The organism is Tenebrionibacter intestinalis, from assembly GCF_016632365.1.
Classification (GTDB): Bacteria; Pseudomonadota; Gammaproteobacteria; order Enterobacterales; family Enterobacteriaceae; genus Tenebrionibacter; species Tenebrionibacter intestinalis.
Genome location: NZ_JAEPBH010000022.1, coordinates 1 through 14260, shown reverse-complemented (window position 1 = coordinate 14260; position 14260 = coordinate 1). Strand labels below are relative to the sequence as shown.

9 protein-coding genes are annotated in these 14260 nt (G+C 52.5%); 4 read left to right on the top strand and 5 right to left on the bottom strand.

Annotated features, from left to right (window positions below; translation table 11 throughout):
* Positions 1 to 4: 4 nt before the first annotated feature.
* Genes JJB97_RS09695 through JJB97_RS09680 form a run of 4 tightly spaced genes read right to left on the bottom strand, consistent with a single transcriptional unit; the run spans position 5 to position 9362 of the window.
* Positions 5 to 1861 (bottom strand): AAA family ATPase, encoded by a 1857-nt coding sequence (locus JJB97_RS09695; RefSeq protein ID WP_238713822.1) that lies wholly within the window; start codon positions 1859 to 1861, stop codon positions 5 to 7.
* Positions 1862 to 3007: a hypothetical protein gene (locus JJB97_RS09690; RefSeq protein ID WP_238713821.1), complete on the bottom strand. Its 1146-nt coding sequence runs from the start codon at positions 3005 to 3007 to the stop codon at positions 1862 to 1864.
* A complete protein-coding gene (locus JJB97_RS09685) occupies positions 3004 to 5424 on the bottom strand; it encodes a PIN domain-containing protein (protein ID WP_238713820.1) in 2421 nt (806 codons plus the stop codon). The genes JJB97_RS09690 and JJB97_RS09685 overlap by 4 nt, the downstream gene beginning before the upstream one ends.
* Entirely contained in the window at positions 5424 to 9362 is a 3939-nt protein-coding gene (locus tag JJB97_RS09680) for an AAA domain-containing protein (protein WP_238713819.1), read from the bottom strand. The genes JJB97_RS09685 and JJB97_RS09680 overlap by 1 nt, the downstream gene beginning before the upstream one ends.
* A 286-nt stretch (positions 9363 to 9648) precedes the next feature.
* On the opposite strand from JJB97_RS09680, the gene JJB97_RS09675 reads away from it, so the two are divergent.
* The 4 genes from JJB97_RS09675 to JJB97_RS09660 are packed head-to-tail and all read left to right on the top strand — an operon-like array spanning position 9649 to position 13449.
* Positions 9649 to 10677 carry a radical SAM protein gene (locus JJB97_RS09675; protein WP_050150675.1) on the top strand — a complete coding sequence of 343 codons (1029 nt, stop codon included), beginning with the start codon at positions 9649 to 9651 and terminating at the stop codon, positions 10675 to 10677.
* Positions 10674 to 11519, top strand: coding sequence for a histidinol-phosphatase (locus tag JJB97_RS09670; protein WP_019082295.1), 846 nt, complete (start codon positions 10674 to 10676; stop codon positions 11517 to 11519). Before JJB97_RS09675 ends, JJB97_RS09670 begins: the two co-directional genes overlap by 4 nt.
* An 11-nt stretch (positions 11520 to 11530) precedes the next feature.
* Positions 11531 to 12661 (top strand): hypothetical protein, encoded by a 1131-nt coding sequence (locus JJB97_RS09665; protein ID WP_050915251.1) that lies wholly within the window; start codon positions 11531 to 11533, stop codon positions 12659 to 12661.
* On the top strand, positions 12658 to 13449 hold the full coding sequence (locus JJB97_RS09660) for a hypothetical protein (protein ID WP_050915250.1): 792 nt from the start codon (positions 12658 to 12660) through the stop codon (positions 13447 to 13449). Before JJB97_RS09665 ends, JJB97_RS09660 begins: the two co-directional genes overlap by 4 nt.
* On the opposite strand, the gene JJB97_RS09655 is transcribed toward JJB97_RS09660, so the two are convergent.
* Complete coding sequence (locus JJB97_RS09655) at positions 13404 to 14234, bottom strand: glycosyltransferase family 9 protein (protein WP_238713818.1); 831 nt, start codon at positions 14232 to 14234, stop codon at positions 13404 to 13406. The genes JJB97_RS09660 and JJB97_RS09655 overlap by 46 nt on opposite strands.
* Positions 14235 to 14260 lie beyond the last annotated feature (26 nt).

The following is a 14260-nucleotide window of genomic DNA, read 5'->3' as shown; positions in this document are numbered from 1 at the left end:
TGACTTACTCCAAATCGAAGTCAAAATTGGGTTTGGTCCCCCCCTGAACAACCTTTATTGCACGACCCAGGGAGTGCTCAGGTGAACCAACCTCTTCAAACAGGAATCGGGACAACGGATCAAACAGACAGCGGATTAAAACATTGAGCACACCGCGCCCGCCGCTGCTGCGATCAACCATCTTAACGATCGATCTAAGCGCTTTCGTCTCATCCTCGAAGTGCATTCCCGTTATGCCCCATTTCTCGTTAAGGCGATAGCGGAGCGGTTCCAGTTTCGATCGTGCGATATCAATCAGGAAATTTTCATCGGTCATAAAGTTAAACGGGATAATATTTCCCTCACCGATACGCCCAAGCAATTCTGGCCGATTCAATTCACTGACAAAATGATTACGTACTTCCTCAATAAAAGCCCCTTTGACATCCGGATTGTCCACCGCGATTTGCGCCGCCCCAATGTTTGACGTAAAGACTATAACGGTATCAGAAAATTGAACCGTATCGCCCTTACCGTCAGTCAACCTTCCGTCTTCCAGAATTTGCAGGAATTTGTCGAGTATTCGGGGATGTGCTTTTTCAATTTCATCAAACAGCAACAAAGAGAATGGCCGTTTTTTTACCGCGTTGGTTAATTGGCCACCCTCTTCGTAACCCACGTAGCCAGGAGGTGCACCAACCAGTCGCTGGTCGGCGTGTTCATGGTTGAACTCCGACATATCGAAGCGCTGGCAAGCCTCATCGTCGCCAAACAAAAACTGGGCGAGGGCTTTTGCCAGCTCCGTTTTCCCCACACCGGTTGGGCCGACAAAGAATAAAACGCCTTTTGGGGTTCTTTGTTTGCTGGAATGCTGTAAACCGGATAAGCCGGTATACGCGCGGATCAGGATTTGGTTAACGACTGCCAGCGCCTGATCTTGTCCTTTCACGCGCACCTTCAACGTTTCGATCGCTTTGCTCAGTTTGTCGCGGTTCAGCTCTTCCCACGGGCTTTTTTTCTCACCATAGCGGTACATGCTGACCAGCGATTCGGCGCTCATTTTTTGCGGAAGTTGTCGGGATAGTTTCGCAATATTGTGAATATCACGCAGCGTAAGCCCTTCCAGCGAATCCACAAGATCCGCAAGCACCCGGCTCTTATTCAGTATTGGGGTGTTAAGGATGAGGACGTTATTAAGACTCAGCACGGCGTTTTCCCGCTTGGTGCGGGACGGAAGCGGCACATTGATTTCTTTGAACAGCGGGTTATGCAGGTATAACGACGGCGGCAATACCGATAAGCCCTGACACAAAAAAACCATCAACGTTTGCGGTTTATCGATATCCGCAGCGTTGAGCGCTAGCTGCGCGTCACGCGCGGCTTTACCCATCATCAGTAGCAAGCCCCGTTCCGCTTCACTCAGCGCGTTGGCTTGCCCAAACAACAGGTGAGACCAGTCCAGCACGAAGGCAATACGATCGGGGCCAGAAGACTTCATCAGCCGGGCGACGACTGTCAGAAAGTCTTGTGGATTCACCTCTAATACATGGCTAGTTTGTGTGGCCCTTGCTGTCGGCAACGGCGTGCCCATATCATATTCGTCGCCTTCTGCTGGTGAGGAAGCGGGCGTCGCGGCGCTCATCAGATCGGTCCATTCCCGGGCATTGACACCAGATACGCCAGAGACACGATCCCAGCGGATAACATGCCGGTAACCGCGCTCTTTGAGTAGGGCATCGATGGTTTCCGGTATGCTTCTCCACTGGTCTGTAGCGGATTCGTCGTAGACCACATCGACAATGTTGCCGTGCAGGATGATCCCTCGCCGGATCCCGCATTCGCGGCGGAAATTTTCTTGCCAGGATTGTTGTCCGGAGCTCATTTATTTCTCCCTTGTCATGCCGGGTTGTGGTCTGGCGTCGCTGTCCTTGTCGTCCGGGTTTTCCCAAACGACCCGTTCTGTGGACAACTGAATGCCATAAATGGATTGCAGTCGTGGAAGGACCGTATCGATATCTTTTTTACATGCAGAACCCTGGTAATGGTCAAACTTGTAATTCAGTTTTCCGCTAAGCTCTATTTTAAATTCCGCTTGTGCGCCCGCAGGTCTCATCGCGCGGATAACCACTTCGTTGCTGTCATCTTTGTTCACCAGACGCGGTTTTTCCATTACAAACCCAGCGTCCTCAAGCGAACGATAAACCGCCTGCACGACTTCACGGCGGCAGCTTTCATCCACCACCGCTGTATCGAGTTCGCTAGTGACTTCAACCATTCTCCGGGAGAGTTCTTCTGGCGACAGCGAGCTTGCCGTATCAAGAGTTGCGGCCAATGCTGCTGCGTGTTCGGGAGCCTGACGGCTCGCTGCGGCAATCTGCTCACGGCATAATTGCAGCGAATCCTCGGTTGTACTGGCCACCGCCGTTTGATACTCCTGCGCTCTTCTTTCCTGAGAACGCTGTTCGTATTCGTGCTTAATGTTGCCTAATTCAGCCCGCAGTTGTTCAACTGTGGTGTGGTGATTGGCGTCGAGGAGATGACGACGAAGTTCCGCCAGCGCTTTGAAGGCTAATTGCCTGGCCAGCGGATCGTCCCAGTTTGTCAGTTCGTTCTGCCAGACGGTTTCCACTTCTTCGCGGGCTTTGGTTTCTTGCTCAACCCTTTGCCGAACGGCTTCCCGCGCCTCTTCCTGGGCAACGTGCTCCGCCACACGCTCTGCTTCAACAACAGCCTGGCGCATTGCTCTGGCGTGTCTGGGTAACGCATGTACCTGCTGGCCTAGGGCAATACTCCGATCGCGCGCGTTGGCCGGATCGGAATCAACTAGCCATGTCAGAGTCTCCAGTTCGCGTTGCAGTGCGGAAAATTCAGCCTGCACATACTTGCTGATCCCTTGGTTTTGTACGTCATTCAAGATGTTGCGATAGCGGTCGAGATACACCCGCGTTGTCTCGCTGACCCGCTGGTTAAAAAGCTCCTGACGCCGCTGACGCTCAATCTGGTAGCGTGCCTGCTCATGTCTGCTCATTTCACTATTCCTCCCATATTGCGCGGCCTGGTCTTGCCGCGCGACATATCTTTATATTCGCTGGGCAGAATCGCCGTAATGTTTTCAGCGCGTGCTATATTGCGGAAACTCTTATCAGCGGTCACCAGGATGACATCGCTGAGCCGCAGGTATAGCGCCACCGACAGGATGCGATTATCGGACGTCGGTTCAAGGTCAGCAGGTAGAAGCTCCATAACTTCGGATTCGTAACGAACGATTTTGTTTACCTGTTCCAGCGTCCGAATCGCCTCCCGTGCTTGTCGGGCTTTGTTGGGGTTGTCTGATGTTTTGAGATGATCCAGCTCCTGATGAACGCGCCTGGCAATGACTGGCGTGTCATTCTGCTGCAAACGCGAGGGCAGATTGGGGTACTCTATTAATGCGCTGGTATCAAAGATGACAAACCGTTTGCCGGGCGCTTCGGGATGGGCGAGCTTTTGCGTTGCCAGTTCTCGCCAGGCCTGAACTTGCGTATCGAATGCATCGATACGCGAAAAGGAGGCGGACGTTACGGCCGCACGTAATGTACCGAGTCCTGTAACAGCGTTCTGCCACTGTGTCACGCTTGTCAGTGCCGATGTTTTCACGCTTTTAAGGCTTAAATTGCCCATAGCGGCATCCGTCAGGGATTTCACACCCACGTTGCGTAACACGTCTTGCTGCGCATTTCTGAGTGTTGTTAGCGACTGGGCAAGGGCATGAGGCTCATGCAAAGTGAGCGGCGCATCCGTTAATACCTCTGCCAGCCATATTTGCAGCAACGTGCTGCTGAAAAGGGAATTAGGCAGAACCCATGTCGGGCCAACAGCCTTACGCAGTTGTTCGAGCGAGGCCACATCAGTAAGCGGACTGCAGTGATCCAGCAAGAGCGCGGAAAAATCACTGCTATGGTCAGGCACCAACTGATTCAGAACGGTGAGGTAATAGATCGCTTCTTCAGGTTGGATCGGGGTTTGCAAACGTGTCACTCCGGCCATCAGCGCTTTAAGCGCGTTAAGCCAGTATGGTTGCCACTGTGCACGCGAGTGGGGGGTAAACCTCTCCAGCGCCGCCGCGAATTCGCTCGCGTCGGCAAGCCATTCCGCAACAGGACGTACCTCATTTCTGGATTGCCAGTGCGTAATCGTCTCCTGCGGAGTAAGCCAAAGCGAAGTGAGGGCGTGCGCTATGGCACTGTGCGTGGCATTCAGACCGGATTGTAATTCCGCTTGTAGTCGTTGCCAGATTTCGGCACTGATGGTGCTGTCCGCAGTGAGGCTGAGCGCGGCACGCTGCGCTTGCCCTCGCCAAAAGACGTTGCCCCATCCGGAAAAATGCGCCTGCGGTGCGCCGTCCTTTTTCAGGATACGCAGAGTAGCCAGTCCTGCAGGTAAACCTTCAGGCACTGTCATTTCAAGCCACAGACTTCCCTTTTTGCTGTCAAGCTGGCGGATTTCAGGTTCGGCGTTCCTGAGCAGAATTGTCATGCCCAGTATGGAACTCTTCTTACTGTGCAGCAGGATTAGATTTTCACCGAAATAGTTATCTTTTTCTGCATCATTTGTGATGACGTGCAGCAGGGTGGCGGAAGGATCAGTTGTGCTGTCTGCTGCGCGACTTAATGGCGCTATTTCTGTTGCATGGCGAATACTCTCATCGCTGAGTCTGGGCCAGTTTGCCGCAGGTTCGCTCGTCATGATCGGCTGCAAAATGTGCTGCCACACGATATCTGCAGCGGCCATTTGCAGCCATTGTTCAAAGTTGGCAGAGCCGGGCGCTTTAACGGAAAGGACGCCGGACCCGTCACACTCAACGGTGATTTGGTGCTGCTCCCACACTACGCCAACTACGCTGGACTGAACGGAGTGAATCTCTGTATTCGCTGTTTTCCACGGATGGCGCTCTTTTTCTAACTCTTGTCGTATCCACGCGGAACAGTCCTGCGGTTCAAGCACGTCCTTGCTGATAAATACTGTGCTGGTGGGCGTGCCAGGCAGATTGCTGGCGCGCAATGGCTGAACGGTATTTGATAAAGGTAAAAACAGGTGCTGGACCTTGGTTTGTTGCTGGCGCCCAGGTAACCGTTCGCGAGCAAGAAAGTTGAGCCCCTCAGGGGTTAACGATATGTCGGCCAGACGAAGCGACATATAGTTCTCTGATGCCGGGCAGGCCAGCACCCCAAGGTAAATCAGATCCTCGACGCAAGGGCCGACCAGCGCGCTGGCCGATGTGACTCCCAGTTGCTGCTCGAAAATCTGCACCAGCGTCAATTGCGCAATTTCCGGCGTTTTCCGGTAGCTTTTACACAGTCTCATCAGCATACGCTCAAAGACCGTGGGGGTTCGTATGGTCTGGTAGATCACCTGCGTTTCAATTTTGTACTGCGGTACACTGACAGCAAAAGATCCTAACTTCATCACTTATTCCCTCTGTGACGCATGCCGGATGACGGTGGAGAGTTACGCTTACTCTGCGGTGTATTTCGCATCAGGCGACTCGCCGGAATCAACTGAGCATTTCTGTCCAGTTGATCCAAAATGTCTTTATAGACCGTGCGGGTTGTTACACCCTCGCTGTCCATATGTGGAAGCGTGACGTCATAGGACTCGTACATATTTCGTGCGCCAAACACAATCAGTAGCTCTTGCGCGCGTGAGAAGGCGACGTTGATAAATTCGTAACGCGCGACGTTGGCGCGGCTGGAGCGGCGTCTTACCTTCCCGCCATGGCTTTGGGTATCCACGCCATCATTGCGCACGAGGCTGACGAGAATGGTAGGTTTCTCCTTGCCCTGATAGCGGATAACGGTATTGATCTCGACATCCAGGCAGTCAAAACGTCCGTTAGGTTTAACCTCGCGGATGGCCTCGCGAATCAACCGACATTGACGGGCATAGAAAGAGACGACACCCACTTGGTAGCGTTTTTGCGCTGAATAGCCAAGGCTGGCGCACTGTTTATCAATCTGTAACAGCGTGTGAGCAATAAGCTGTGCTTCCAGCCAGTTGCTGCGCGCGGGTTTACCGCTGGCGTCCACATCTTCTTTATGAAGTTGGCCTTGCAGGTCACGGGATGTATCCACCCACAGCACATGGTCGCCCTCAGTTACCGCTTTTTCTTCCCGTGGGATGGTTGAAGGCGAGCGCTGGATATCTTTGACGACCCGCTCTCCGGCACTATTTCGTGCAGGCTCCACGATGGTGTTGCCGTCGGTATCGACCAGCACCAGACCGTGGTTTCTGTCGTAATTGGGGAACTCCAGCCCACAGCTCAGGCGGCGTTCATAGAAATGGTTTACCATCGCCATGATTTGTGGGTGCATTCGAAACTGTATTTCCAGACGCGCTTTGATCGCATCATCAGCCGTTTCGAAGTGGGATTTGAATAATGATGCCGTCACCATTTTTTCAAACCGCTGAAGATTATGCCGGGTCAGCGATGTTCGGGTATTCTGCCCGTCTTCGTCCGCTTCATCGACGGCATCGCTAAAGGTTTGCGCATCGGTGCCTTCCTGAAACAGCGGCGGTAATTGCCGGTGATCGCCCACCAAGATTGAACGGCGCGCGCGCATCAACGGCAGTAACATCTCCAGCGGCGTTGCTTTGCTGACTTCATCGATAATGGCGACATCAAAACTGACCTGGCCCGATTCTTCTAATGTTTGTTCACGCTCGTTACAGGTAATCGCAACCAGGTTGCATTCAGCCACAAACGTTTCTTTAAAGTGATGCCAATCGTTTTGGTGCGAAACCTGACGGCGTAGATCGTTGCTCCAGTCCTGCAACAACGGCTCCCAGACCTCCTGAACCGCCTGCTGTTCCGCAAGGCGCGACGTCAGCGTACCGATCGTTTCTTCGCAGGACGCCATCTCTTGCGCAAAGCGCACGCTTATCTCCGCAGAGGGTGAATCAGGCAACGTTGCCAGCGAGACACGCCGGGCCAACCACTCCGCCTGCTGGCTAATGCAGTCTTCCAGAGCCTGGCGAATCTGTGGCTCCCGCTGTTGCTGATGGGCGGTTTCTTGCTCGCGTTGACGCCACTCAGATTCATCAATATCCGGCACGTGAGAAAGCGCAATAAGTTCGTCAGTCTGAGCCAGAAGTTGTGCTGATTCCCGTTCAATCACGGTGCTGCTCGCCACCAAGGCGGCAACTCGTGCCGCCAGTTTCTTACCCGTCAGCTCCGCGTTTTCAATCGGCTGACACCAGGATTCCGGGTCAAGGAACATTTTGCCGTACAGCTCCGGATTTAAGCCACCGGCAGAACTGTCGCGAAGCTGTTTAATCTCCTGTCGTTTGGCTTTCCATACCGGAAGCAGACTTTCATCGTCGTCAAGTTTATCGGCAAGTGCTCGCTCTTCGGCCTCCAATTCGGCAAGGTGAATGGCCCTATCCGGGCTTTGTAGTGCAGACGGCCCTGTGGCCCGCAAGCGGGCCACATCATTTTCCAGATTGGTGCGGTGCGCCCACAACCTGTGCCAGAATCGCAACAGCCCAGACAGCATCTGGGGTTGTTGCGACGGTACGGCGGTCCAGTCGGCAACGGAGACGGGAAGTTTCACCTGCGCGCTGGCAAGATCGAACAAAGCAGATGCTAGAGTGGAGGTGGCGGGTTCCGGTAGCGGGCAACGCTCAGGGATCGTTTCCTCGTTCTGTTCGAGGAATGCCTTCAGCGCCAGTAACCGGGTTTGCCGCTGTTTCGCATCTGCGTGTTTTTGCCCCTGCTCCTGCAATTTCCGCCACGCCAGAGTTCTGTTTTGTTCTGCCTTCTTTAGCGCATGTTCATGCGCGGTAAGCGCCTGCCCGGCGTGTTCTGCGTCACGGCGTAAAAACTCCGCCTGATTAAGCCACGATTGCAGTTGGTTGAGCTGATCTTTTGTCTCACGCCAGGGCGTCAGAAAGCGTTTCTCTACATCCTCAGCCAGCGAGGTGTAGTAGCGGGATAAGGAGGTTTCCTGTACGAACGCTTTGCCCTCGCCGGAAATTTTGCTCAAATCACGTGCGAGACGAATAACCCGCAAATCCGGGTGTTTGCCCAGACGTTCCAGCGCGTTATCGACCGCCGTATGCGCCTGGCTAGCCAGCAGAACCCGCTCCCCTTTACGCGCCAGTTGCATTATGGCTTCTGCAATCACCGTTGTTTTCCCCGTGCCAGGCGGTCCCTGAATCAGGCAGAGATCCGGCGCCGTGAGGATTTTGTTGACGGCCTCTTGCTGGAAAATGTTCAGATCCTCGCGAAACCAATCGGTGATGGGTTCGAACGTGGTGGGGCTTTTGGCTTGCCGCGCATCAAAGAGATAGGATGAGAGATAAGGGGCGTAACCACCCTGATCTTGCAGGCGTTTGAGTGCCTGCTCGTGACGGCGGATCAAGGCTAAATCGCCCGCCGCCGACACCGAAAGAAAGCCTTTTTCAGGGATCCTGGCCAGTAAACTGTCGCGGGCGCTTTCATGATCTTCTGCCGTCGAAAGTTGATTCTGGTCATCTTCTGACAGGCTGACAAACACATCGACAAGACACGGTACGGGCCACGGACAACCCTGGGGGATGCTCCTGTTTGGCGCAAGCGTTGGCCTGACCTCCGGTTGCCCGAGTTCAATCCCTTTTGGTGTACGTTTGGCGCTGTCTTTATCACTGATTCGAAACAGCCACTCATCTTCAGAAACTGCAGGATCGAACGCCACTACATCCTGGCGCGACAAGGCACGCAGCACGTCACGGATATATTGTTCGCTTTCACCAACGACCTGGAAAACCAATTTGTCTTCCTGCCATCCACGTTTTGTAAAATGCAATCCACGGGTTTTTTCGGAAACCAGCTTGCGTTTCCATTCCAGAAACTCGCGCCAGTCAACCAGTTTACTTCGTGTGTTGGCGGAGATTGGCGGTAGCTCGTGGGCTAACTCCCGGCTCAGCGCATTATCGGTTCTTTTGATTCGAGGCTGTAGGGCGGGGTTATCCTGATAAACCACCACGGGAAGCCTTTTTTCATAGACCTGTGCAGGCGCATCTGCAACCTCGAAAATATCCTGAATCTTGAAAAAAGGCGCACCGGTTTTCCAGAAACCTTTTGCAACCAGTGAGCAAACTGGCGGGAACGGCCAAGGTTGTCCCGGACCGAGCACAGGACGAAAGGCTAAATCTAAATTCTCTTCCGGCCGCTCATCAATGCTGAGGTTGGAGATGAGGTACTCCATCGGCATGCCGTGAGGAAACAAAAGATTGAGGGTATTTTCAATTTTATCTCCGTCACGCAGCAGCGCTTTAAAATCTGGATGTCGCCGCGCCAGGTTGTCGATTGTTCGTATGAGGTTATTGCGGTTTTTATCGTCAACCCAAATGTAAAGATTGGACATAATTTAAGGTATCCACATCCGATAGTATTCAGAATGAAAGACGCATCCATGTCATGGATGGGAAACAGGAAAATCCATTATTAGGCTACTTAGTGATGAATTCAACCATTGGTTCAGGTTGATGCCGAATTGATTTATAAGCATTCTTTCTGATGCTACGATTCAGTTAGGATCGGAACTTACTCTCTTAAAATCCTTGACACTTGCTTAAAATACAGCTAAGTGGGTATTTTGTGAACAATAGAGTGTGCAATTGCTTTGTTAAAATAAAGGCAGAATATTATATATGGAATTACATGGTCATTTGCTTTATGTGGATATCACCCAGATCTGTGGCATCGGCTGTGCGTTCTGCATGTATGCGGATAAGCACGCAACTGGTAAGAGTATGGTGCTGTCAATACAGGCACGTGACAACCTGTCGGCGCTCATTAATGATCCGGCCGTAAAACGTATTTCCGTGAGTGGCGAGGGCGAACCGCTCAATAACATTAATACCTTTTACGAATTACTGGCGTTGTCCCGCGGGGGCAACAGCTTTGAGTTTATTACCAGCGGTTTTTTTCGCCATGAGAAGCTGGAGAAGATCTTTGATGAGATCAATCGCCTTGTCTCCGCCAATGGTGATACCTGTAATATTCGCCTCAGTTCCGACAGTCATCACATTGAAAAAGTAAAATGGCGAGCACATGGATTTAGCCTGGACTATGTTCAGCGCAAAAAACCGTCATCGATCAGCTTTTCATTTCGCTCAATCGATACCGATCGTGCCTTCACGCGCGAATATCTGGTGAATGAACTGGCCTCATGGGGAATTAACGCCAGCATAAAACCTGTCAGTGTACTGGAAGACAAATTATTGATAGGTTCGGACACGTTTAACATCGACTACAAAAACCTAGTACATCCGGCAAGAGATACGCCGGAAGGTTATCTGGATTTGCAGGGATATATTGCCGCGATCGAGTCCAAAGTCGATAAACCTTTTACCTTTGGCAGCCTGAACCATGCGCCCCTGCCCAATGGCATGGACGTGACAATTAAACCCAATGGCGATGTGTTTCTGTACGGTATTGAGACCGAGCGTGTTGCGAATATCCATTCTGATGTGATCGACTGGCATCATCTGGCGAGCCATGTGTGGGAAAATCCCTTGTCGCGCGCGTTATATACCCAGCCGTTAACCGAACTGCTGGCGCGGCTGGAAAACACTCCGCAGCTTCGTGCGATCATCGCGACAGCCAATAATCCTTACTGGCTGGTTAAAGAGATGGCGAAGCATTCCGGGTTGCTTGAACAATGGAAGGCCGCATGATTGATTCGCACTGCCACTCGTTCTACTCGAAACATGCTGTAGGCACCATCGACGAACTTGTTTGTGCGTCGATTGCTGCGGGTGTGACAGTACTCACCATCACCGATCATGCTCCGTTCCCGGTGGATGCGCAGAACCGTTTACTGGAAGCGGAACTGGAGCGCTATTTCGCCGATATTGATAAGGCGCAGCAGACTTATAAAGGCGAGATCACGCTGCTACGCGGTCTGGAACTCGATTATATGCCGGGAACTGAGCGTTATAACCGGCAATTACTTGCACACTATCCGATGGATTTTGTCATCGGTTCAATTCACTACGTCACTGTTGCCGATAAGGCGATGGTGAAGGTCTGGGAACTGCCCCGGTTAGCTGCAGCCTCCTTTCTGGACAAATACTTTGCTCAGCTTGAAGCATTGCTGGAAAGCCAGTTGTTTGATGCGGTTGGGCACGCTGATACGCTGCTGCGCGCAATCCCAGAGGATGTGTTTTTGCGTCGCTTTGAACCGCTGATTACGCCGCTCGTACGCAGCGGTATCGCATATGAGCTGAATGCTTCGGGTCTGCGTAAATCCAGCCTTGATCCGACGACGGGTAAAGAGGTGACTGGAAGATGGTCCTATCCCTCCCGCGCTTTGCTGGAAAAATTACTGGAGAACAATGTTCCATTAACCATCGGATCCGATGCCCATGATCCGCGCGATGCCGGAGCGGGGATCGCTGAACTGTTGGCGGCACTCAGGCCATTAGGGCTTCAATCCCTCTGCTATTATCAGCAGCGTCAACGCATTGATGTTTTGCTTAATGACCTTCAATTTCACGCTGCGCTAGCATCTCGCTAAGGATCTTCACCATGAATGGACTAAAAACTCCGCATTCACTTGCGTGGAACACGTTGCACAACGAACCGCTCGCAACCCAGTTGGCAATGTTTCGCCAGGCCAGTGCACAGATCAATGCGCAGGATGTTAAATCCGGTTTTCGCGCGTTCGCGACCGATTTGCTGGCGCGCGGTTTGATCGACATGTCCGATTACGTCGCTATTTTTGGTGGTAAGGCGCTGCATTATCTGACGCCGAATGCGACTGGATCATTTTTCGATATGCGCACCGGTGCTGACGCTACAACATTGGCGGGCATTTATAGCCGTGCGAAATATGGCGGAGTGAGCGAGATACACTATCTGGCACGGTGCGTTATCGACTATCTTGCCGCAGAACTGGATGACGCCTCCTCTTCATGGTCAGGGTTGTTTTGCAAGGCCAAAGAGGAGGGAGAGAGTGTTGTGATGATGACCACGGGCTGGCGTAATGTGCCTTCCACGGCCAATGTGCTCTACGATATCGTGGTTGAGGAAATTAATCTCACGTTGGCGCATAAAGGATTGCCCACCATTATCAACGTTAAACTGCCCAGGATTGCGCCGCCGTGTGAAAATTACGCTAGCCTTAGTCAGGCCGAGCGCGATCGGGTCAATCTTGTGCAGGATCATGTGATTCCAGCGGAGAATTTTTACCGCTGGAGCGGCGTGCATGTCATTTTCGGAGATGACGTGCTGGTGACTGGGGCAACGGCGGACAAAGTGTTGTATGAATCGCTGTGTAACGGCGCCCGGTCATTTCGTGCCATTTACCCAGTCGCACTAGATCCCCGGGTGGCATTAACTGATGCGTCGGTGGAGGATCGGCTAAACAGCGTGAGCGTAAAGCAGCATTTGGATGAAAACATCGCGCAACTGCTCTCTGCTCCGGGCTATCAGCCCATTCTGCGTGCGTTGCGTCTGTTATTTGGCGAAGACAACCGGGATAGTTTACCGGCTTTCCTGCCAAATGTGCCGGTGCTGACCTGGCTTAATCTGTATAAATCAGCGTTAAATAATGAGTTTTTGGCTCAGCCTGCATGCGCGCCATCACTGGTGATGCTCAGAACATATCTGATGCAAAATGGGCTGTTGTGTGCGAAAGGTAAGGTGCTGGTGAAATGATGTCCGACACTACCCATTACGTTAGTTACTGGGAAAACGCACCGGGTCAGACCATGCCGGCTTATGTTGCCCTGGCACTGGTTTCTATGCGCAGAGCTCTAGGCGATCGTTTTCTTCTGCTTACGCCGCGAACGGTAAGCGAGCACATCGATGCTGACATCATGAATAAAGCTTGGGCTTTTGAACCGCTGAGCTTTACGCTGGCGAACGGCATTGAAGCTATTGTGGCGAAGAGCGATTTCATTCGCATGGCGTTTGTACATCGCTGGGGCGGGGCATGGTTGGATGCGGATACGTTGCTGTTTAGAGATCCGAGTGTTGAGTTATTTCCGACAGGGCTGAGCCATAAATTGCACTGGCATAGCGAGTGTATTTTCGCGTCCCTGCCGGGAAACCCCATACTTGCGCAAGCCTTAGCTATTGGGCTTGAGAGCGAGAATCACGCTTGGGGTAATCCTGGGAGAATCAAAAATATCATTGCCCAGGCTGCCGATGCTGCCATCCCGATTGGCGGGGAGGTCATCGATCCCGGATACCGCCCTCTTTACAACTTTGCTGGTTGCGAGGTGATGCGTCGCACCGATATTGCCGTCGGGGCATTTTTGATTAACGACGTGGCCATTCTCAAACTTTACAACACCTATTTCCGGCGTACAGAAGCCCGGAGAGAAACTGTGGCTGAATTCCTGGCGGGTGGCTCGCTGCTGGCAAAACTGTTTTTGCATATTGAGGCGAATGCGGATTACTGGGTTGATGAAAGTGACAAATTGATAGCTTCTGTTGCCTGAGTACCGCTTTCGCCCAGTACGATAGCCTCAGCGGGTAAGTGGAGTCGACAGTGCGTGGCGCCATTGAGGTTAATGCGCGGCGCGATTGCTTCGTGAATGGTCGGCGTCCGGCGGTGTGGCGAGCTGTGGGCAATGTACAGCCATGCGGGGATGCGTTCAGTTAAATGGCTGAATTCAAGTTCAATGCGCAGTAGATCGAATATCTCGGTAGTGCGTCCACTGGGAGTCCAGGCCAGCGGCGCGGTACGGTGATCGGGCCGCACGACTGCGACAGGAATGCTGAATTCAAGGTTGATCGTCCCGGCATAACAGCCTGCAACTTCAGGAAATTTTTCACAGATTAAGGGCAGTTGCCGCGCCAGCGTGCCCGTCGCTACCCCTAGCCCAGGGATGATTCTGGCGTTAAGCGACATGCTGTTTTTCGCTTCTGCTGGCAGTGTTAAGAGAGTCTGCAATGCGTTCATTAATGACGTTAGCGAAAAAACATCCATATTTTTTTTGCCCGTACGACGGAGTGTGTCTGGATGTTGCTCGCTGTAGATCACTTGTGTAAAAGGTGAACGAGGCGGCAACCATGGGTTGTGTTGATCTGCAATCAACGGGTAGATCGCCACCAGCTTCGCTTTCAGGCCAACAGCCATATGCACAATGGCAGTATCCACACTAACAACTGCCCGCGCGCGGCGAATATAGCCTGCAACCTTTTCGGGCGTTAGCCCGTCGTGCAAGACTGCCACATTATCGCGTGAAACTGCGTTTTCCAGATGCTGTGTATTAGACGTCAACTAGTTTTGCCGACTGGCGCCAACTA